The 20,613-nt window shown below is 58.9% G+C and carries 14 protein-coding genes; 5 read left to right on the top strand and 9 right to left on the bottom strand.

The features are described from left to right. Positions 1–124 precede the first annotated feature (124 nt). On the top strand, positions 125–4,888 hold the full coding sequence (locus ACYSTU_RS00830; protein ID WP_498995111.1) for an RHS repeat-associated core domain-containing protein: 4,764 nt from the start codon (positions 125–127) through the stop codon (positions 4,886–4,888). Positions 4,889–5,349: 461 nt separating this feature from the next. Here the strand turns inward: ACYSTU_RS00830 and ACYSTU_RS00825 are convergent, their stop codons facing one another. Together ACYSTU_RS00825 and ACYSTU_RS00820 are read right to left on the bottom strand one after the other, a co-directional pair. Continuing rightward, complete coding sequence (locus ACYSTU_RS00825) at positions 5,350–7,137, bottom strand: bifunctional diguanylate cyclase/phosphodiesterase (protein ID WP_264364782.1); 1,788 nt, start codon at positions 7,135–7,137, stop codon at positions 5,350–5,352. A gap of 118 nt (positions 7,138–7,255) precedes the next feature. Continuing rightward, entirely contained in the window at positions 7,256–9,340 is a 2,085-nt protein-coding gene (locus tag ACYSTU_RS00820; protein WP_163018905.1) for a carboxy terminal-processing peptidase, read from the bottom strand. A 138-nt stretch (positions 9,341–9,478) separates the two neighbouring features. On the opposite strand from ACYSTU_RS00820, the gene ACYSTU_RS00815 reads away from it, so the two are divergent. Continuing rightward, positions 9,479–10,441: a zinc-binding dehydrogenase gene (locus ACYSTU_RS00815; RefSeq protein ID WP_498995106.1), complete on the top strand. Its 963-nt coding sequence runs from the start codon at positions 9,479–9,481 to the stop codon at positions 10,439–10,441. 96 nt (positions 10,442–10,537) lie between these two features. Here the strand turns inward: ACYSTU_RS00815 and ACYSTU_RS00810 are convergent, their stop codons facing one another. The 6 genes from ACYSTU_RS00810 to ACYSTU_RS00785 form a co-directional block, all read right to left on the bottom strand. Beyond that, positions 10,538–11,191 (bottom strand): HAD family hydrolase, encoded by a 654-nt coding sequence (locus tag ACYSTU_RS00810; RefSeq protein WP_264364784.1) that lies wholly within the window; start codon positions 11,189–11,191, stop codon positions 10,538–10,540. A gap of 111 nt (positions 11,192–11,302) precedes the next feature. Beyond that, entirely contained in the window at positions 11,303–12,292 is a 990-nt protein-coding gene (locus ACYSTU_RS00805; RefSeq protein ID WP_130888606.1) for an ABC transporter ATP-binding protein, read from the bottom strand. After that, positions 12,289–13,089: an ABC transporter permease gene (locus ACYSTU_RS00800; RefSeq protein ID WP_016773742.1), complete on the bottom strand. Its 801-nt coding sequence runs from the start codon at positions 13,087–13,089 to the stop codon at positions 12,289–12,291. Before ACYSTU_RS00800 ends, ACYSTU_RS00805 begins: the two co-directional genes overlap by 4 nt. Then, a complete protein-coding gene (locus ACYSTU_RS00795) occupies positions 13,076–13,912 on the bottom strand; it encodes an ABC transporter permease (RefSeq protein ID WP_161984092.1) in 837 nt (278 codons plus the stop codon). Before ACYSTU_RS00795 ends, ACYSTU_RS00800 begins: the two co-directional genes overlap by 14 nt. Positions 13,913–13,917: 5 nt before the next feature. Continuing rightward, a complete protein-coding gene (locus tag ACYSTU_RS00790; RefSeq protein ID WP_264364785.1) occupies positions 13,918–14,724 on the bottom strand; it encodes an alkaline phosphatase family protein in 807 nt (268 codons plus the stop codon). Between the two features lie 176 nt (positions 14,725–14,900). Then, positions 14,901–15,968 (bottom strand): ABC transporter substrate-binding protein, encoded by a 1,068-nt coding sequence (locus ACYSTU_RS00785; protein ID WP_042608517.1) that lies wholly within the window; start codon positions 15,966–15,968, stop codon positions 14,901–14,903. Between the two features lie 351 nt (positions 15,969–16,319). Here ACYSTU_RS00785 and phnR point away from each other — a divergent pair, with 351 nt between their 5' ends. Then, a complete protein-coding gene (gene phnR / locus ACYSTU_RS00780; protein WP_264364786.1) occupies positions 16,320–17,033 on the top strand; it encodes a phosphonate utilization transcriptional regulator PhnR in 714 nt (237 codons plus the stop codon). Positions 17,034–17,069: 36 nt separating this feature from the next. Here phnR and ACYSTU_RS00775 read toward each other — a convergent pair whose 3' ends face one another. Beyond that, entirely contained in the window at positions 17,070–18,404 is a 1,335-nt protein-coding gene (locus ACYSTU_RS00775) for an amidohydrolase (RefSeq protein WP_122691578.1), read from the bottom strand. Between the two features lie 304 nt (positions 18,405–18,708). On the opposite strand from ACYSTU_RS00775, the gene ACYSTU_RS00770 reads away from it, so the two are divergent. Together ACYSTU_RS00770 and ACYSTU_RS00765 are read left to right on the top strand one after the other, a co-directional pair. Then, positions 18,709–19,698 carry a KIAA2012 family protein gene (locus tag ACYSTU_RS00770; RefSeq protein ID WP_197047826.1) on the top strand — a complete coding sequence of 330 codons (990 nt, stop codon included), beginning with the start codon at positions 18,709–18,711 and terminating at the stop codon, positions 19,696–19,698. After that, positions 19,695–20,612 (top strand): pyocin-S2/colicin E7-DNase domain-containing protein, encoded by a 918-nt coding sequence (locus ACYSTU_RS00765; protein WP_498995097.1) that lies wholly within the window; start codon positions 19,695–19,697, stop codon positions 20,610–20,612. Before ACYSTU_RS00770 ends, ACYSTU_RS00765 begins: the two co-directional genes overlap by 4 nt. The last annotated feature ends 1 nt before the right edge of the window (position 20,613 follow it).

Below are 20,613 nucleotides of genomic sequence, written 5' to 3'. Positions count from 1 at the left end.
GCCTACTCGCCTGACTTCTTTCCTCTTTGATCCCCCGCACAGTTCCCGCGACTAATTTCTTGCGCGAGGGACCGCTCATGCTTCAGCCCGTTTTTCAGTCCACCTTGTTTGCTCGCGTGTGTTGATGGAAGCCATCGCGCGCATCGAGCAGGAACTCGACAGCTTTCCGCAAACGCTCAGCCTCTACCGCAAACAGCTTGATCACTGGCTCAGTCGCAGGGCAGACCAGATCAGCGAGGCAGCAGACCTGCCATCGCTGGTGGGTATGGAGCGGATCATCCGCTTCGGCGATAGCAGTACGGCGGTCAGCAGCAGCGACGACGAATTTTCCTCCAGCGTCGTCCAGTGCCCGCACGGCGGGCTGATGCAAATCGAGAGCAAGTTCGAATCGGTCTACGACATCCCGCTGGGCAACATTTCCGTCGATGTGGTCGACGTGGATAGCGGCAAAACCGCGCCGGTCACCCTTGATCAGCAGGGCAAGGGCGAGTTCAGAGGCGACGAGGGCAAGTTCTACCGCGTTCTGGTCCACAGCGCTGTCACCTCCAGTCAAGTCGACGAGCTGTTCAAATCCTACGACGGTTTGACCGGCGAACTTGAGCGCTGGCTGCGTAGCGAGTGGCAAGGTTTCAAGCCGCAGTGGTCATACTCGGTGGCGACCGCAGCCAGCAACGGCATGCTCGCCGGCAGTTGGGCGGCCATCGAGGGGGTATGGGACAGCCTCGGTCTGCTCTCGGAAATCCTCCAGGACCCCGGCAAGTTTGCCGAGCGTCTAGGCAGCGGCGCGGCTGATCTGATCGAGCTGGCACAGACCGCTCCGGATCTCATGGAAAAGCTGCAGTTGCTGGTCAGTGACGAAGCGGCGATGTGCTTGCTGCTACGGTCGGCGAGTCTGTGGCTGGACATGCTGCCGCCCAGCGAGGTTGCCGGCAAGTCTGCTGAAGTGGCGTCGATGATGATCGTGCAACTGATCATCGATGTCTTGATCAGCGTGGTGCTGACGTTTGTCGGAGCGGGGGCGGGGATCGCTTATCTGACGCTGCGTCTGGCTGACCGCGCAACGCAGCTGTTCAACGTCGCCAAGCGTCTGGTCAAGGCGCTGTTCAGCATCGTCAACGCCTTTATTGAATACGTCGACCGCTACAAAGCCGTTGCCGCGCGGGGCATCGCCGCCGGGGTGAAAAAGGGCCGGATGCAATTGCGCTGGGATGCCAAGCGCAACGCCATGTTGAAGAAGGACGAGCCACACGACGACGCGCCCGACCAGGCGAAAAACCCCAACGGCGATGCCGCCGACTGCGTCCCCAATACCTGCAAAAACGGCTGCCCGGTGTCGATGGTCACCGGCGAAGAACTGCTGACCCTGACCGACGCGGTGCTCGATGGCGTGCTGCCCTTCGAGTTCACCCGCTTGTACCGCAGCAGCGCGGTCGAGATCGACATCGGCCTGGGTTTCGGCTGGAGCCATACGCTCGCGCATCGGCTGGCCTTCGACGGCGATGGCGTGATCTGGATCGACCACGAAAACCGCCGCACTCGTTTTCCCCTGCCCAACGTCGCGCGCCCGGCGATCCACAACAGCCTGTCGCGGGCGGCGATCTTTCTCGGCGAGGAACCCGAAGAACTGATTCTGGCTCTGGCCGGCGACAGCGCGCGGTTCTATCACTTTCGCGCCGGACGACTGACCGCAATCAGCGATGTCTACGGCAATCGTCTGACCCTGCAACGCGATCGCTCCGATCGCATACAGCGTCTGGACAACGGCGCCGGCCGCTCATTGCTGTTGCGTTATGACCGCGCGCAACTGGTGGCGGTCGAGTATCAGGTGTTCGTTCAGGGCGAGTGGATCACCGAGCAAAACCTCGCCACCTACAGCTTCGATGCCCGGCAACGCCTGCTGGTTGCGACCAACGCGGTGGGCGACAGCGAACGCTACGACTACGACGACCACCACGTCATCCTCCAGCGCCAGTTGACCGGCGGCGCGAGCTTCTTCTGGGAGTGGCAGCGCGAGGGCAAAGCCGCCCGCTGCGTGCGCCACTGGGCGTCGTTCTCGCAGATGAACACCCGTTACGTCTGGAACGATGACGACGCCAGCGTGACCGTGCATTACGTCGACGGCACCGAAGAAGTCTACGTCCACGACGAGCGCGCACGGCTGGTGCGCCAGGTTGCCGCCGATGGTGGTGAACAGCTCAAGGCCTATGACCAGCAGGGGCGCTTGATCGCCGAGCAGGATGCGTTGGGCGCGGTCACCGAATACCGCTATGACGAAATCGGACGGCTGATCGCGCTGATTCCGCCGGACGATGCACCAACGTCCTACGAGTACCGCAACGGTTTTCTCTACAAGCGTTGCCGTGGTGATGCGGTGTGGATTTACCGGCGCAACGCTGAAGGTGCCGTTACCGAAGCGGTCGATCCCGACGGCCAGGTCACCCATTACTACTACAACTTGCGCGGGCAATTGCTGTCGCTGCGTTATCCGGACAGCAGCCGCCATCGCTGGGTGTGGAACGAGCTTGGCCAGCTCATCGAAGAAACCCTGCCCGATGGCGGCGTGCGGCGCTTTTCCTACGACGCGCTGGGACGGCGGATTACCACCCAGGACGAATTTGGTGTTGTCAGCCGTCAGCAGTGGGACGCGGCCGGCCGACTGATCCTGACGACTTCTCCTACGGGCAGCACGCACGCCTACAGCTATGGCGCCTACGGGCAGATCACCGCTGAGCGCGATGAACTGGGGCGCATCACCCGCTATGAATATGACGATGATTTGCACCTGGTCTCGCGGCGCATCAACCCCGACGGCACCCGCGTGCAGTATCGCTATGACCATGCGCGGTTGCTGCTGACAGAGATCGAAAACGAGTCCGGGGAAAAATACCGACTGGATTACACGCCGACCGGATTGATCCGACAGGAAACCGGGTTTGATGGGCGGCGTACGGCGTATGCCTACGATCTCAATGGGCATCTGCTGGAAAAGACCGAGTTTGGTGATTTCGGTCCAAGTCTGGTCACCCACTACGAGCGCGACAAGGCCGGGCGCTTGCTGGTCAAAACCCTGCCCGATGGCGCCAAGATCCGCTACGACTACGACCGCCTCGGGCGCTTGGTTGCCGTCGATGACGACCAGAACCATCCGCTGGCCTTCGAGTATGACCGTCAGGATCGCTTGATCACCGAGCATCAGGGCTGGGGCACCTTGCGCTACGCCTATGACGCCTGCGGCCAGCTCAAGCGGATGCGCCTGCCGGACAACAGCAAGCTCGACTATCAATATGCCAAGGGCGGTGCGCTGTCAGCCATCGACCTCAACGGCACGCCGCTGACCCGGCATGTGTATCAGTCCGGTCGCGAACAGCAACGCCAGCAAGGTCTGCTGCTCAGCGAATACTCCTACGACGATCAGGGCCGCTTGCTTGCCCACGCTGTAGGTCATCGCCACGCCTCGCTGTACCGCCGCGATTATGCCTACAGCGCCAACGGCAATCTCGAGCACATCGCCGACAGCCGCCACGGCCAGCGCACCTACGGCTACGACGCCCTCGACCGGTTGATCCGCGTACGTCATTCGCGCGACGAACTGCCCGAATCCTTCGCCCATGACCCGGCCGGCAACCTGCTGATGCAGGACCGCCCCGGCCCTGCGCAGATGAAGGGCAATCGCCTGTTGATGCAGGGCGATCGTCATTACGACTACGACGCCTTCGGCAACCTGATCCGCGAACGCCGTGGCCACGGCCAGACCCTGGTCACTGAATACCGCTACGACTGCCAGCACCGCCTCATCGGCCTGACCCGCCCCGACGGCCAGACCGCCACTTATCAATACGACGCCTTCGACCGCCGTATCCGCAAAACCGTCGACGGCGCCGTCACCGAATTTTTCTGGCAAGGCGAGCACCTCGTCGCCGAAAGCAGCGCCACGCAATACCGCAGCTTCCTTTACGAACCCGGCACCTTCCGCCCACTCGCGATGCTCGACGGCAAAGGCCCGAAAAAGGCCTGCCCCTTCTACTACCAACTCGACCACCTCGGCACCCCGCAGGAACTCACCGACTACAGCGGCGAAATCGTCTGGTCCGCGCAATACGACGCCTACGGCAAAGTCGCCGCTGTGACCTTGGCCGGCGAAGATTATCTGGATCAACCGCTGCGTTTTCAGGGGCAGTATTTCGATGTTGAAAGTGGGCTGCATTACAACCGGCATCGGTATTACGACCCGAGGCTAGGGCGGTATCTGACCCCGGACCCGGTGAAGCTCGCGGGCGGGTTGAATCAGTACCAGTACGTGCCGAATCCGACGGGGTGGGTGGATCCGTTGGGGTTGACGTCCAACTGCCCGCCGCCGAAAACTAATAGGCCCGAGAGGTGCCAAGCACCGACTCTAGCTAACAGGCCGAATGTAAATCAAGGGTTACCGACCGTTCCGGATGTTGGCAAAGATGGACCGCAAAATGAAGCTGAAGCTAAGCGCCGGGTATTAGCTTGGAACAGACAATACAGAATGCACTCAGTAGAAAAACATGGCCCAGAGATCGATGATTCAGCTTTAAAGCAAAGATCAATAGACGGCTCACATCCAACAAAAAAAGGCGTTAGAGGCCCAGTGGGCCCGAGTTCGCAATTCAGTAGTTGGATGATGCAATTTAGAGCGTTGCATTTCGCTTTATCCAGAATGCATAAAAAAATACCTGAGCCGACAGGATATGATGCAGACGGAAACCCTATTGTTAGGATGAAACTGCCAGGAGCGGGTCGTGGGTACAAGCCCAATGAAAGAAATCCAAGTAATCCTCGTTACGTAGAAAGCTTGGATGGAGCGGAAGTAAAATTTGATAAACGAGATGTTAAGCGGCCGTTTACTGGCTTTCCGAGATAGGTGGAATTATGTTGATGCAGCCATTCACAAACTTTCCATATGAGCCAAAACTCTCTCATGTTTTGGGTGGAATATCGATCTACGATCGAGAAGAAACGCTTGGTGAGGCGTTGTGGATTTACAATCCTAATAGTTATGAAGACCAAAAAAAATAATTAATGACTTCATTATTCCCGATTTTGATTATTTAACCTATCGCCATAGGTTTGTGATTTTTAAACTTCTTGAAAGCCATTTGCATGATGCTGATTTTGATTTTTCTAAAGAATTTGAGAGCGACTATGAAGATCCCAGAACACTGGCATGGGATGAGACGGAAATAATGGATGCTCGTGGTTTTTTTGAACATGTATTCGAGATCGCGAGTGAGTCGTGGAAGGATGATCTGGTTCGGGCGAGCCTTGAGGATCAGAGTCAATGGTGACGTTGAGTTGTCTCGTCGTTTCGTAAATTTGAACAGATTAACATTGCTCCACTAACTGCAGTTCTTGATCGCCCAAGGCGAAACTATCAATCAGGTGCACACTAAACCCCACAACCCCCTTCGCATGATGCTTAGCCTGCGAAGCCATCTCCGCAAGCTGGCTGGCATCAAGCGCTGCACAAGCCTCAGGCCGCAGATGCACCACCCCAATCGATAACGACAACAATGCAAATTCCTGCCGCACACCCTGACGATTTGGCGCAATAAAACATCCTGCCTCAAGGTGCTCGGGCCGATAGAACCGGCGGCATTGGCTTTGGAAGTCGTCGAGCAGTTGGTTGAGGCGTTTGCGCCAGTCTTCGGGGCCGAGGACGAGGAGGAAGTCGTCGCCGCCGATGTGACCGACGAAGTCGCGGGTGGGGTCGATGCGTTCGTTGAGGCATTGTGCGAGACAGAGCAGGACTTCGTCGCCACGGCCGTAGCCGTAGATGTCGTTGAAGGGTTTGAAGCTGTCGATGTCGACGTAGCAGATGATCGACTCGCGGGCCTGTTGCAGCAGGCGCGTGAGGCATTGCTGGATCGGTACGTTGCCGGGTAGCAGGGTGAGGGGATTGGCGTAGCGCGCCTGCTGGATTTTCAGTTCGGTGATCAGTTTGAGCACGTCGATCACCCGGCCGAGGCCGAGGTAACTGCCGTTGAGGGTGATGATGAAGTCTTCTTCGATGCGCTGGCGGGCGCGGCTGGTGATCAGTCGGCTGACTTGCTGCAGCGACTGGCTGATTTCCACGGCGAGGAAGTCATCGTTCATCAGGCGGCTGATCGGTTTGCGCGCGAACAGATCGGTGGCAAACGGTTTGAGCAGTGCGTCCGACAGCGAGTGGCGATGGACGATGCCGCAGGGCTGGCCTTGTTCGTCGAGCACAGCGAGTGAATTGAGATTGGCCTGGCGGCGGAAGGCTTCCAGTACCGTCGCGGTGGGCGTATCGCGTTGCACGGCGGGCTGGTCGTTGAGCAGGGCGCTGAGGTCGCTGCCTTCGTCATTCAGCGCGACGGCGCTGCTGTCGTGTTTGGGCATCATCGCGCGAGCGTCCCGGGATGGATGTTCCTGAGGGCGGCCGAGCAGGTAGCCCTGCACCAGGTCGACTCCCATTTCAGTCAGCACCGCGAGTTCTTCCGGCAACTCGATGCCCTCGGCAATCACCTGCGCGCGGGACGCTTTGGCGATTTGCAGAATCGAACCGACAAACTCTCTTTTCAATGCATCCTGATGAATACCGTCGATGAAGTGCCGGTCGATCTTCACGTAATCCGGACGCAATTCCGACCACAGGCGCAGGCTCGAATAGCCTGCGCCCAAGTCGTCCAGCGCAATGGAAAAACCCATCGCCCGATAATGATGCAGAGCGGTTTGCAGCAACTGAAAGTCATCGATTGGCGTCTGCTCGGTGAGCTCGATGACCACTTGGCTCGGCGCAATGCCCAAGTCCTGCAGCAGTTGCAACGTACGCCCGGGTTGGTGCGCGGCTTCGAGCAAGGATTCTGGAGACACGTTAAGGAACAGCTTGCCCGGCAGTTGCTGCTCATTGAACCGGCGACAGGCGCTTTGCCGGCAGGCGATCTCCAGTTCGCTCAATCGGCCAGCCTGTCGCGCCACGGCGAACAGGGCAATCGGCGAGTGAAGAGGGCTGTTGGACGGGCCACGGGTGAGGGCTTCGTAACCGAGAATGCGGCGTTCGGAAAGACAGATGATCGGCTGGAACAGGCTGTGTAAACCGCTTTGAGTCAGGATCGAGCTCAACGCGCTCAGCTGTTCGGTCGTGGTCATGGCAGTCTCTGGCGATAAAAAAAGGACCGGGAGCGCTTGCTCCCGGTCCTTTATTGCACGACAGAATGATGACTGTTTGATGACGATCCGGGGATCGTCAGCACTAAATTGCCATCACTTACTTCTTGGCCACCTGATTGCTCAGTTTCAGGTAATCCAGCAGCACGCGCCCGGTTTCGCTCAGGTAGGCATCGTCTTCCGGTTTGACCTTGTCCGGCTCGGCAGCGGCCAGTGCATCTTCGTCTTCTTTCTTCAGCTCTTTGAGCGGTTCTTCGCCTTTGGCCTTGCGACGGATGTTCTCCATCGCCAGCTGCTTGGCGTCGATGTCGGCGTGCTGGGCGCGACGATCGGCTTCGTTGAGGCTGACGGTTTTTTCTTCCATCAGTTTCTGCGCCAGGGCCAGCTTGTCGCGGATGAACACGAACTCGGCATCCTTGTTGGTGCGCGCGTCATGTTCGGACTTCAGCTGGGCGAGGAACGGCTTGAACGGATCGGCCGCTGGTTTGATCGCCGCGCGGATGGTGTCCCACGGCATGGCTTCCGGCAGGGCGCTTTCGCCGATTTCCTTGGTGTCGATCAGCGACGGGTAGTCGATGTCCGGCAGCACGCCCTGATGCTGGGTGCTCTGCCCGGAGACACGGTAGAACTTGGCCAGGGTCAGTTTCAGTTCGCCATGGTTCAGCGGCTGAATGGTCTGCACGGTGCCTTTGCCGAAGGTCTGACCACCGATGATAAGCGCGCGGTGGTAGTCCTGCATGGCGCCGGCGAAGATCTCCGAAGCCGAGGCGGACAGGCGGTTCACCAGCAGCGCCATCGGGCCTTTGTAGAACGCGCCCGGGTTTTCGTCCTCGAGGACGTCGACACGGCCATCGGCATTACGCACCAGCACGGTCGGACCTTTGTCGATAAACAGGCTGGTCAGTTCGGTGGCTTCCTGAAGGGAGCCGCCGCCGTTGTTGCGCAGGTCGATGACCACGCCGTCGACTTTTTCCTTTTGCAGCTCGGTCAGCAGCTTCTTGACGTCGCGAGTGGTGCTCTTGTAGTCCGGATCGCCGGCACGGAACGCCTTGAAGTCGAGGTAGAAGGCCGGGATCTCGATCACGCCAAGTTTGTAGTCCTTGCCGTCCTGTTTCAGGCTGAGAATCGACTTCTTCACGGCCTGGTCTTCGAGCTTCACCGCTTCACGGGTGATCGGCACGATCTTGGTGGTCTGGTCGTTCGGCGCATTGCTCGCCGGGATCACTTCCAGGCGCACCACGGTGCCTTTCGGACCGCGAATCAGTTTGACCACTTCGTCCAGACGCCAGCCGACCACGTCGACCATTTCCTTGTTGCCCTGGGCAACGCCGATGATCTTGTCGGCGGGAGCGACCTGCTTGGTCTTGTCCGCCGGGCCTGCCGGCACCAGACGCACGACCTTCACTTGATCGTTGTCGCTCTGCAACACGGCACCGATGCCCTCGAGGGACAGGCTCATGTTGATGTCGAAGTTTTCCGCGTTATCCGGCGACAGATAGTTGGTATGGGGGTCGTAGGACATGGCGAAGGTGTTGATGTACGCCTGGAAGATGTCCTCGGCACGGGTCTGATCGAGACGCGCCAGTTGATTCTTGTAGCGCTTGGTCAGGGTTTCCTGGATCTGCTTCGGGTCTTTGCCGGCGATCTTCTGGCGCAGCACTTCGTCCTTGACGCGTTTGCGCCACAGGTCGTCGAGTTCTGCGGTGGACTTGAGCCAAGGCGCGTCCTTGCGATCGATCAGCAAGGTCTCCTTGGTGTTGAAGTCCATCTTGTCGACGCCTTTGTTCAGCTCGGCAAGGGCGAAGTCCAGACGCGCCTTGACGCGGTCCAGATAGCGCTTGTAGATGGTGAACCCGGCGTTGAGGTCGCCGCTTTTGAGGAAGTCGTCGAACTGCGTCTTCCACTTGTCGAATTCGGCGATATCGCTGGCCATGAAATAGCTGCGCGACGGGTCGAGCAGCTTGATGTAACTGTCGTAGATGATCACCGAGCGCGCATCGTCGAGCGGCGGCTTGCTGTAGTGGTGACGCTTGAGCAACTCGACGACGTTCAGACTGGCGATGACTTCATCGCGATCAGGCTGCAACTTGTCCCAGCTGTTGGCTGCGAATGTGGTGCCCGACACCGGCAACAGGCCGATACCGATGAAAAGAGCGAGGGCGGTGCTGGGGAGCAGATGCTTCATGCTGATTCGACGCGGGGACAATTGATAACGCATATTAGGCCGTCTTTGAAGTCGCCGGTTCTTTGAGAGCCGGTCGCATAATGCAAAAAGCCCGGCGCTACAGCTTCGGGCTCAGTCCAGACTCACTATGGAGGCAGTGTGAAGGCATTGCAAGGCGTTGAAGGTCAAGTGGCATGGGTTGAAGAGCCGAGTCCTACCTGCGATGTAGGACAAGTCCGCATCCGGGTGGCGGCAGCCGGCCTCAATCGCGCCGATTTATTACAGAAAGCAGGCCTTTATCCGCCCCCGCCGGGAGCCAGCCACGTGCTCGGTCTTGAGTGCTCCGGGGTGATCAGCGAAGTCGGTGCGGGCTCGTCCTGGCAGGTCGGCGATCGGGTTTGCGCCTTGCTGGCCGGGGGCGGCATGGCCGAAGAGGTGGTCGTCGACGGACGGCACGTGCTGCCGGTGCCCGAAGGTGTTTCGCTGATCGAGGCGGCGGTATTGCCCGAGGTGTACGCCACCGTCTGGCTGAATGTGTTTCAACTTGCAGCGTTGAAGCCCGGTGAGAAAATTCTCCTGCACGCCGGCGCAAGTGGAATCGGTTCAGCCGCCATTCAGCTGTGCAAAGCCTTCGGCAACCCGTGCTGGGTCAGCGTCGGTTCCGCCGAGCGCCTGGCTTACTGTGAAGCGCTGGGTGCGCAGGGCGGCGTGGTGCGCACCGATGATCTGGAGAGCCTGCGCGACTTCGGGCCGTTCGACGTGATTCTCGATCCGGTGGGCGGCAATTATTCAGCATTGAACCTCAAGCTGATGGCGCTGGACGGGCGTTGGGTGCTGATCGGTTTGATGGGCGGGCGCGAGGCGAAACTGGATCTGGCGCAGGTGTTGGCCAAGCGTGTGCAACTGCTCGGTTCAACGTTGCGCAGTCGTGGCGATCAGTTCAAGGCGGATCTGCTCAGTGACCTGGGCCAGCATGTCTGGCCGCTGTTTGCCGAGGGCCGCTTGCGTCCGCAATTGGCCAAAGCGTTTGCGGTGAAGGATGCCGAAGCAGCGTTTGCCGAACTGGCGAGCAATACGGTGGCGGGCAAGTTGGTGTTGGTAATCAATGAAGGTTTGAGCTGACAGCAAAACAAGGTCAAAAGATCGCAGCCTTCGGCAGCTCCTACAGAGGCACGCATTCCAAAAGTAGGAGCTGCCGAAGGCTGCGATCTTTTGCTTTTATTTCCAGAGATGGATCGGCCAGCCGGCCTTTTCGGCGTGCTCAAGCAGCACCGGATCCGGATTGACCACGTGCGGAAAATCCACTTTCAGCAGCAGCGGCAGATCATTGCGTGAGTCGGAATAGAAACTCGCGCCTTCGAGGTTTTCTTCTTCGGCGTCCAGCCATTCCAGCAAACGGGTGATTTTGCCTTCGCGGTAAGTCAGGGTGCCGACGGTTTTACCGCTGTATGCGCCGTGGGCTACTTCCAGTTCGATGGCGAGAACCTCATCAATACCTAATCGTTCGGCGATCGGCTTGACCAGATGGATACCCGACGCCGAGATCACCAGAATCCGGTCGCCGGCCTTGCGGTGGGCGGCGATGGTTTTGGTCGCGTCGCTGAAGATGATCGGTTCAATGAAATCTTCCACCCACGGGCCAACCAAGTGCTCGATTTCCTCAGGGGTACGGCCAATCAATGGTTCGAGACTGAAGGCCATATAGTCTTCCATCGCCAGATGTCCGCGGCCGTAGGCATCCATCAGTTCCTTGTCGCGCTGCATGAACGACTCGCCATCGACCCAGCCGAGGCGGACCATCTGCTCACTCCATAGCGAGGAGCAGTCGCCGTGGATCAACGTTTCGTCCAGATCAAAAATTGCCAAAGCCATCGGTTCTCTCCGAGAACAGCTGCAAGCTACGAGCTAATAGCTGCAAGAATTAAAATCAGGTGCACCGCAGTCTACAACTTGAAGCTGGTAGCTCGAAGCTTGCAGCTGCTTTTATGCTACTTCGCACAAGGCCGTTGGATCGATGGAAAGTGCCAGGCGCTGTCCGTCGGGATGCAGATCGGCGGCGGAGCGGTTGAGCACATCGACCACCAGTTCCACGCCGCGCGCTTCGACGCGATAGCGAATGACGTTGCCGAGCAGGCTGTGACTGCGGATCTGCGCGTCGAGTTCGCCGTCGAGGCTCAGTTCGATGGCTTCCGGGCGGATGGCGATGCGGTGGTTGACCGGCCGTTGCAACAGCTTCGAGGCGGCATCGGCATCGAGCAGGTTGTAGTTGCCGATGAAGCCGGCGGCGAATACATCGACCGGCGCGGTGTAGAGGGTTTCGGCGTCGCCGCTCTGGACGATCTTTCCCTGATTCATCAGGAAAATCCGGTCCGACATGGTCAGCGCTTCTTCCTGATCGTGGGTGACGAAGATCGTGGTCAGGCCGAGTTCGCGCTGGATCTGACGAATCTGTTCGCGCAGGTGTTTGCGAATCCGTGCGTCGAGCGCCGACAGCGGCTCATCCAGCAGCAACAAGCGCGGGCGGGTTACCAGTGAGCGGGCGAGGGCGACGCGCTGGCACTGACCACCGGACAGTTGATGCGGATAGCGGCTGGCGAAGTCGTGCAGTTCAACCAGTTTCAACACTTCTGCCACGCGCTTGTGGCTGTCATCGGCGTTGACCTTTTGCATGCGCAGGCCGAAGGCGACGTTCTGTTCGACGGTCATGTTGGGGAATAGCGCATAGCTTTGAAAGACCATACCGATGCCACGTTTCTGTGGGCTCAACGGCACGATGTCGACGCCATCGAGCAAAATCTTGCCGCCATCCACCGGGGTCAGCCCGGCGATGCAACGCAGCAAAGTCGACTTGCCGCACCCGGACGGGCCGAGCAGGGTGACGAACTCGCCTTTGTTGATTTCGCAATCGATGTCGCTGAACACCGTGGTGCCGGCGTAACTTTTCTGCAGGTGTTGGACGCTGACGTAGCTCATTCGCTTTTGTCCTTGTTCAAGATGTTGGCGATCCAGGTCAGGACCAGCACGAAAAAGAAATACGAAATGACCAGCGCACTGGTGAAGTGGCCGCTGCTGTTGCGCATGTTGTTCAGGTACACCTGCAGGGTTTCGTAGCGGGTGCCGACGAGGATGTTGGCGAACACGAATTCACCGAAGAGGAACGAGAACGACAGTAGCAGCGCCACCATCAGGCCTTTGCGCAGATTCGGCAGCACCACCAGAAACGCCGCTTGAAAAGTGCTGGCGCCAAGCAGTTGCGCGGCGTCCATCAGGTCGCGCAGGTTGATCGCTTGCAGGTTGTTGGTGATCGCGCGGTACATGAACGGCAGCGCCACGGTGAAGTAGCAGCCGATCAGAATCCACGGTGTGCCGACCATCGCCATCGGCCCGGAACCGTAGAGCTGCAACAGCCCCACCGAGGACACCACCGGCGGTACCGCGAAGGGCAGCAGGATGAGGATGTTCATCAGCGCATCGAGTTTCGGGAAGTAGTAATGCACGACGAACAGCAACGGCAGGATCAGCACCACCGACAGCACCAGCGCGCCGACACAGACAATCAGCGACTGACCGAATGCATGCAGAAAGCGCGGATCGCTCCACAGCTGGATGTACCACTTGAAGGTGAAACCGCTGGGCAGAATCGTTGCCGACCAACTGCTGGCGATCGAATAGACCAGCGTGCCCAGCAGCGGCAACAGCAGAATGGCGAACAGCAGATAGACCACGACGCGGTGGTAGAGGCCGGCCGGGCCGGATTCAGCGCGAGACATGGTAGCTCCTCTTCAACAGCAGTTGATGCACGACGGTGACGATGGTCATCAGCGCCACGAGCACCACGGCCAGGGCGCTGGCCAGGTTCGGATCAAGGGAAATGTCGCCGGAGACCATCGCCGCAATACGGATCGGCAGAACGTTGAAGTTGCCGGTGGTCAGCGCATAAACCGTGGCGTAGGCGCCGAGGGCGTTGGCCAGCAGGATCACGAACGTGCCAAGCAACGCCGGCGTCAACACCGGCAGGCCGATGTGCCGCCAGAACTGCCAGCCGTTGGCGCCGAGCAGTGCGGCGGACTCGCGCCAGTCTTCACGCAGGGCGTCGAAAGCCGGGTAGAGCAGCAACACGCCGAGCGGGATCTGGAAGTAGGTGTAGAGGATGATCAGGCCGGTTTTCGAATACAGGTTGAAGTCCTGAATGATCCCCGACTGCTTGAGCATGATGGTGATGCTGCCGTTGAAACCGAGGAGGATGATGAAGGCGAACGCCAGCGGCACGCCGGCAAAATTGCTGGTCATGTTGGCGAAGGCATTCACGAAGTTGCGCAGCTTCGAATCGACGCGGCGTAGTGAATACGCACCCAGCACGGCGATGATGATGCCGAATACGCTCGACCAGAAACTGATCTCCAGGCTGTACTGGATCGCCTGCCGATAGAACTTCGAACCGAAGATCTTGCTGAAGTTGGCCAGGCCCCAGCCGGACTCTTCCGATTGCAGGCTGTTGATCATCACCCAGACCAGCGGGGCGATTTCGAAGACGATAAAGAACAGCGCGAAGGGCACCAGACACAGCGCCGCGAGCCATTTGCCGCGATTCATGGCATTCACTTGAGCAGCTCCCGGCACACAGGTTTGTCGTGGGGTACGCTGAGCAGTTCGCAAATTGTGCCGCAGAGCTCGGTCTGCGTCGGCGTGGCGTCAGGGTTGAGGCTGAACGCATTGCCGAGAACGAACAGCGGCACCTGACGTTCTTCCGCCAGCAGGCCGTTGTGCGAACGATCGTTGTTCATGCCGTGGTCGGCGGTTACCAATACCTGATAACCAGCGTCGAGCCAGCTCTGCAGATAGTCGGCGAGGATGACGTCAGCCGAGCGCGCGCTGTTGCGGTATTGCGAGCTGTCGAGGCCGTGCTTGTGCCCGGCGTCGTCGATGTTCATCGGGTGGATCAGGAGGAAATCCGGCGCGTGACGCAGGCGCAGGTTCTCGGCGTCGGCGAACAGGTGCGAATCCGGATAATGATCGTTCCAGTAGAAGTGACCGTACTGGATCGGCAGCGTCGGATCGTTGGTGTGGCGGTCGCGCGCGGCCACGAACGGTGAGCGGTTATACAACTCGCTGACCCAGTGATACGCCGCAGCGGCGGTTTTCAGCCCGGCATCGCGGGCGTAGTGATAGATGCTGCGCTGGTTGGACAAGCGCGAGACATTGTTGTGGACGATGCCGCTGTCGATCGGCGGCACGCCGGTGAGAATACATTCGTAAAGCGGTCGGGACAGGGCCGGCAGTTCGCACTCCAGTTGATAGAGCGCCGCGCGTCCTGCGCCAACATAAGCCTGCAGATGCCCCATGGCGTGACACGCAACCTCGTAGTTGAGGCCGTCGAGCACGACAAGGATGACGTTGTGCTTCATAGGGGCGAGAACTCCGCGAAATTCAGATATTCCGAAATCAACTCAATCCCTTGTGGGAGCGAGCTTGCTCGCGAAGGCGTCAGATCAGCCAACATCAATGTTGAATGAATAACCGCATTCGCGAGCAAGCTCGCTCCCACAGGGATCTTTGTCGGATCAAGCAATGGGTCAAGCCATCACTTCATTTCTACGATGACTTCTTCGTTCCACTGCTGTGGCAGGGCTTTGGAGGTCTTTTCCCACGCGTCGGCGTCCTTGACCGGCGTGACCTTCTTGTACTGCTCGTTTGGCAGCAGTTTGGCTTTCACGTCTTCCGGCAGTTGCAGGTGTTCGGCGCGGATCGGCCGGGCGTTGCCGCGGGCGAGGTTGGTCTGGCCGGCGTCGCTGAAGATGTATTCGCGGGTCAGCTTGGCGGCGTTGGGGTTTTTCGCGTACTTGTTGATGATCGTGGTGTAGCCGGAAATCACCGAGCCGTCGGATGGAATCAGCACTACGTAATCATCCGGGTTGGCCATCTTGGCCTTGTAGCTCAGACCATTGAAGTCCCATACCACGCCGACTTCGATCTCGCCTTTTTCCATGGTGGCGATGGTCGGGTTGGCCATCGACAGACGACCCTGTTTGGCAAGGTCGGCGAACAGCAGCAGGGCAGGCTTGATGTTTTTCTCGTCACCGCCATTGGCCAGTGCCGCAGCGAGGACACCGTTGGCGGCCTGGGCGGCGGTGCTTACATCGCCGATGGAGACTTTGTATTTACCGGTTTTCAGGTCAGCCCATTTGGTCGGTACGTCGGAGCCGTGCAGCAGCTTCTTGTTGACGATGAAGGCGATGGTGCCGGTGTATGCCAGTGCCCAGTTGCCGTCCTTGTCCTTGGCCCAGTCCGGAACTTGATCCCAGGTGCTTGGCTTGTAGGGTTGCACCACGCCTTGCTTGACCGCGATCGGGCCGAAGGCGGCACCGACGTCGCCGATATCAGCGGTGGCGTTGTCTTTTTCAGCAGCGAACTTGGCGATTTCCTGGGCCGAGCTCATGTCGGTGTCGATGTGTTTCAGGCCGTATTTCTTGGCCAGATCTTCCCAGGTGCCTTTCCAGTTGGCCCAGTCATCGGGCATGCCGACGCTGTTCACGGCGCCTTCCGCCTTCGCAGCGGCTTCGAGGGTTTTCAGATCGGTGTCGGCCGCCATGGCGGCGGTGCACATAGCGATGGTCGAGCCTAACAGTGTTGCCAGGAAAAGCTGTTTCATTCCGAAGCTCCTTGGTCGTGTTCAACGCTGCGATTGCGGTTGGTGTTGGTCTAGGTCAGCAATACCTGAGCCAATTTAGGCCGGCTGGATGACATTTTGATGTCGATGGCCTCGTGGCTGATCTTCCATCAGCCATTATCAGGAAGGTGCCAGATCAGCGTAGACCATGCTCAAAAGCCCGTGGAGCAGGGAACTTGGCCGATGTATTGCAAGCCGTGAAAGCGACCGTTCGGTAGTTTTGTCATCTGGCGGTCATCTGCACTGCCTAGGCTTGCAACATACGAAGGCGCTTTGATCGGCGTTCGGATCTGCCCCGAAACAGTGCTGGTCTAGTCCAGATAGGTAACGTTGATGCGCGATGAGGCAACGAAAGCGGTGACAGCGATTGGCCAGGTGCTGCAGGAGCAGATCGGTCACGGTTTGCTGGCGGCCGGGAGCAAGTTGCCCGCTGAACGCAAGCTGAGCGAGTTGTTCGGGACGACGCGGATCACTGTGCGTGAAGCGCTGTTGCAGCTTGAGGCGCAGGGGCAGATTTACCGTGAGGAGCGGCGCGGCTGGTTCGTGTCGCCGCCGCGTCTGGCGTACAACCTGATGCAGCGCAGTCACTTTCACGCCATGGTCAGTGCGCAGGGGCGCGAACCTTCGACCGAGGTGATTTCGGCGCGGTTGCAACCGGCTTCGGCGGCGGTGTGTGCGTGGTTGCAGTTGCCGGCGTTGTCGAGCGTGATTCAGATTTGCCGCTCGCGGCGCATTGATGGGCGACTGGTGTTGTATGTGGAGCACTATCTGAATCCGCAGTTTTTTCCGGGGATTCTTGATTTCGATTTGAATCAGTCGATCACCGAGTTGTATGCGCGGCATTTCGATTTGCACTATGGGCGGGTGCGGTTTGAGATCGTGCCTACGTCTTTATCTGTCGATGCGGCGGCGGCTCTACGGGTGTCGGTGGGTAGTCCGGGACTGAGGATTGCTCGGGTCAATTATGATCAGCATGGGCGGTTGATCGATTGTGATCTGGAGTTTTGGCGGCATGATGCGATTCACGTAGGGGTTGATGTGGTTTGATCTTCTGGTCGCTGCGCTCCCACAGTCACCCCCTCTCTACTTGCCCACCGCCGCATTCCCATACAAATAATCCGTCGCCAACGACGCCAATGTCCTCACTCCAACCACCAACGCCGATTCATCGACAAAGAACCCCGGATTGTGATTCGGCGCGGCCTTGCTCATGTCCTGATCCCGTGGCGTCACGCCAAGAAACACAAACAACCCCGGCGCTTCTTTGGCGAAGAACGAGAAATCTTCCGCGCCGCCCACCAGCGGTCCCTGCACCACGTCATCCTTGGTCGCCCACTTCAATGTCGGCAGCATTTTCTCGGTCAGTGCCGGGTTGTTGATGGTCGGGTCGTATTTTTCGATGATGGTGACGTCGGCTTTGGCGCCGCCGCTTTCGGCGATTTTCTCGACTGTCTGGCGTACGTCGCTGTGCAGTTTCTGGCGGATGCCGTAGTCGTAAGAGCGGATGGTGCCGGTCATGTCGAGTGATTCGGGGATGATGTTGTAGCGGGTGCCGCCGTTGATGGTGCCGATGCTGACCACTGACGGGTAAGAGGAAATGTCGGTGCGGCGGCTGACCACGGTTTGCAGGCCGACGATGGTTTGTGCGCCGACGGTGATTGGGTCGATGCCATCCCAGGGGCGGCCGGCGTGGGTTTGTTTGCCGTGGATCTTGATGCGCAGGTCGTCGGAGCTGGCCAGGGTCGGGCCGGGGCGGTAGGCGATCTGGCCGGCGGGGACGCCCGCCCAGACGTGCAGGCCGAACACCGCGTCGGGTTTCGGCGATTTCATCACGCCTTCCTCGACCATCATCTTCGCGCCCCAGGTATTTTTGCCGTCGGGAATAAAATCGCTCGGACCTTCCTCGGCGGGCTGGAAGTAGAACACCACGGTGCCGGGCAGGGTGTCGCGCATGCCCGTCAGAATTTTCGCTGCGCTGAGCAGGATCGCGGTGTGGGCGTCGTGGCCGCAGGCGTGCATGACGTCGACTTCCTTGTCGAGATACGTGCCTTTGGCTTTCGAAGCGAACGGCAAGTCGGAGACTTCCTTGACTGGCAGTGCATCCATGTCGGCGCGCAGCGCCACAGTCGGGCCGGGCAGGGCGCCTTTGAGAATGGCGACAACGCCGGTGCGGGCGACGCCGGTTTTCACTTCCAGGCCCATGGCTTGCAGCTGTCTGGCGACCAGTTCAGCGGTGCGTTTTTCGGTGTTGCCAAGTTCTGGATGAGCGTGAAGGTCGCGGCGGGTTTCCAGCAGCTCCGGCTCGAGCTTCTGCGCCTGCTCGGCGATGCGCGTGCGGGCGCTGTCCATCGTCGCGGCACTGGCGTGGCTGGCGACCAGGGTGAGCAATAGGGTCTGGGCAATGCGCGTCAGTTGCATGGGCTTCTCCTTGATTATTGTTGTTGGCTTCCTTGCCTGTGACAAAGGCTTTGCACGCAAGTGCGATCGGGTCCGGAAAACGCTATGCGCTCCGACAGATTTACGTTTGAGCATAAGTTATCAGCGAAAACTCCTACCGCTTTATCAGTTCCGTCCGGCGTGACAGATAAAACGCGGGCGATAACCATGTACCGCACCGCACAACATCTATTTCCATAAATTTCTCCAGGTACCGGTCACGTTATTGGCTGTTTGAGGGTGACGGGTCAGTTCGACAAAACTATTGTCCATGGAGGACTTATAAATGCAGCGTAATGGAATAACGCTTCCGCCGATTGTTGTGCGTCCGGATAAACAAGATGAATATTTACATTATTTAGGTGCAGGGGACGGCTCGGGGCCAGGCATTAATTTTGCGCCGTTGGGTGAAATACTCGATATGGAAAGTATCTACAAGGATACTTCCAGGAATATTGCTCAGGTCATTGAAAATGAACTGGCAGAAGCGCGGGCAGCAGGTGATAAAAGTGTCTTGCCTCCTTTGGATGCGCTGGCGCGGGAGATGCAATTCAGGGATTCCCTGATCGCCAGGAAGTTTGGTGCGCTTTTGGTGGCCAAGGACGTGGCCATCGAACGTTTCGGCCACGCCCAGGTTGAAACCTTTTTCAACGTAGGCCGCTTACCGCAAGTCAATCGGCGAAGCGCCAGCGTCAGCGTACGGCAGGCTTATAGCGCTCTGTTCAACGCCAAGTTACTGGTTGAAGGCATTGGCGTGTTGAACAGCCAATCGGCCACGGTCAAGGGCATGATTGCCGTGGTGCAAGCGCAGGAAGCCGAGCGGATCGCTCAGGGGCAGGCGCGGTTGGCGGCGGAATACGCCAGGCAGGTTGCACAGGAACAGGCCCGCGTCGCTCAGGAGCAGGCGCGGCGGCAGGCGGAGGAGCTGGCGCGGCAGGCCGCGGCCGATGAAATCAGGCGGCTCGAAGAGGAACAGGCCCGTTTGGCTGAGGCACTAGAGCGCAAGCGTGCCGAGGAACAGGCAGCGCTTGAGGCTGAGGCCGAAGCACGCAGGGTTGCTGAGGAAAAGCGCCGGCAGGACACCTCCGGTGGGCACAGTAGCCTGCTGCGCTTGCAGGGCAATACCAGCCACGCCCAACTGGTATTTGCGACGTCCGCTGGTGCGGTCGCGATTGCCGACAACCTGATGGCGGGTTTTGCCGCTTCGATTCGCGCGGCGATGGCCGGTTTATCGGAGGTGGCTACCGGCGCGGCGTCCGGGCTGATGGTGGGGTGAGTGCGTTTGTCTATTCCCCGGTGTTGGGCAATGGAGAGTTGCCTGAACGCTTTTTGCTCAGCCTCCCACTGGCAGATCTGCTGCCCGGTCAACTGCCTGATCTGGACAGGCTGGCAAGCGAAAGAGCACGACTGAATCTGCCGGTACGTTTGAGCGCCCGGCCGCTGACGGGATCTCTCGCCGAACTGCTTGTCGTTCCGGTCGCGGGGACAAAACGGCCTTCCGGCGTTCGCGTGGTTGCAGCTGGTTTTAACGCAGGGAACAACACTTACAGCGCGACGCTCACTGACATCCCGCCGACAACCGCGGTCTGGACGCCCTCAGTAACGCCGGCAGACAGTTCAACGCTATTCCCAATCGAGAATCCGTCCCCACCGCGATATATCGGCGGCAACCTCGTGCCGATTGAAGGACGGATCGACGCTTACCCAGGGCGGGGCAACATTCGTTTCGACGACTTCATTCTGGTCTTCCCGTCGGAGTCGGGTGTGCCACCGCAGTACGTCATGTTCCGGGATCCGCGCAATGATCCAGGGGTGGCGAGTGGTCATGGAGCGCCGGTTGCGGGTGGATGGCTGGGGGCTGCTGCGCAGGGTGATGGGGCGCCAATCCCATCGCACATTGCTGATCAGTTACGGGGTCGTCAGTTCAACAGTTTCAGAGCATTCAGAGAAACATTCTGGAAAGCTGTTTTCAACGACGAAAAACTGGCTGACTTATTTAATGAAACAAGTTTGAACGAAATGAAAAAGGGCAAAGCCCCAATAGTTAGAATGAACGATTCAGCAGGAGCAAGAGTGAAATACGAACTGCATCATAAGGTCGGCTTGGCCGAGGGAGGGGATTTATATAATGCTGACAACATAAATATCGTTACCCCGAAGGCGCATGTTGAAATTCATAAAGGACTTTGAT

This window comes from Pseudomonas glycinis, assembly GCF_054871425.1.
Note: the sequence above shows the minus strand (reverse complement) of the source record. Positions and strands in the feature narration are given on the sequence as shown.

Coding starts and splice junctions, on each gene's coding strand:
- ACYSTU_RS00830 (WP_498995111.1), top strand. CDS start 125: ATGGAAGCCATCGCGCGCATCGAGCAGGAACTCGACAGCTTTCCGCAA.
- ACYSTU_RS00825 (WP_264364782.1), bottom strand. CDS start 7,137: ATGACCACGACCGAACAGCTGAGCGCGTTGAGCTCGATCCTGACTCAA.
- ACYSTU_RS00820 (WP_163018905.1), bottom strand. CDS start 9,340: ATGAAGCATCTGCTCCCCAGCACCGCCCTCGCTCTTTTCATCGGTATC.
- ACYSTU_RS00810 (WP_264364784.1), bottom strand. CDS start 11,191: ATGGCTTTGGCAATTTTTGATCTGGACGAAACGTTGATCCACGGCGAC.
- ACYSTU_RS00805 (WP_130888606.1), bottom strand. CDS start 12,292: ATGAGCTACGTCAGCGTCCAACACCTGCAGAAAAGTTACGCCGGCACC.
- ACYSTU_RS00800 (WP_016773742.1), bottom strand. CDS start 13,089: ATGTCTCGCGCTGAATCCGGCCCGGCCGGCCTCTACCACCGCGTCGTG.
- ACYSTU_RS00795 (WP_161984092.1), bottom strand. CDS start 13,912: ATGAATCGCGGCAAATGGCTCGCGGCGCTGTGTCTGGTGCCCTTCGCG.
- ACYSTU_RS00790 (WP_264364785.1), bottom strand. CDS start 14,724: ATGAAGCACAACGTCATCCTTGTCGTGCTCGACGGCCTCAACTACGAG.
- ACYSTU_RS00785 (WP_042608517.1), bottom strand. CDS start 15,968: ATGAAACAGCTTTTCCTGGCAACACTGTTAGGCTCGACCATCGCTATG.
- phnR (WP_264364786.1), top strand. CDS start 16,320: ATGCGCGATGAGGCAACGAAAGCGGTGACAGCGATTGGCCAGGTGCTG.
- ACYSTU_RS00775 (WP_122691578.1), bottom strand. CDS start 18,404: ATGCAACTGACGCGCATTGCCCAGACCCTATTGCTCACCCTGGTCGCC.
- ACYSTU_RS00770 (WP_197047826.1), top strand. CDS start 18,709: ATGCAGCGTAATGGAATAACGCTTCCGCCGATTGTTGTGCGTCCGGAT.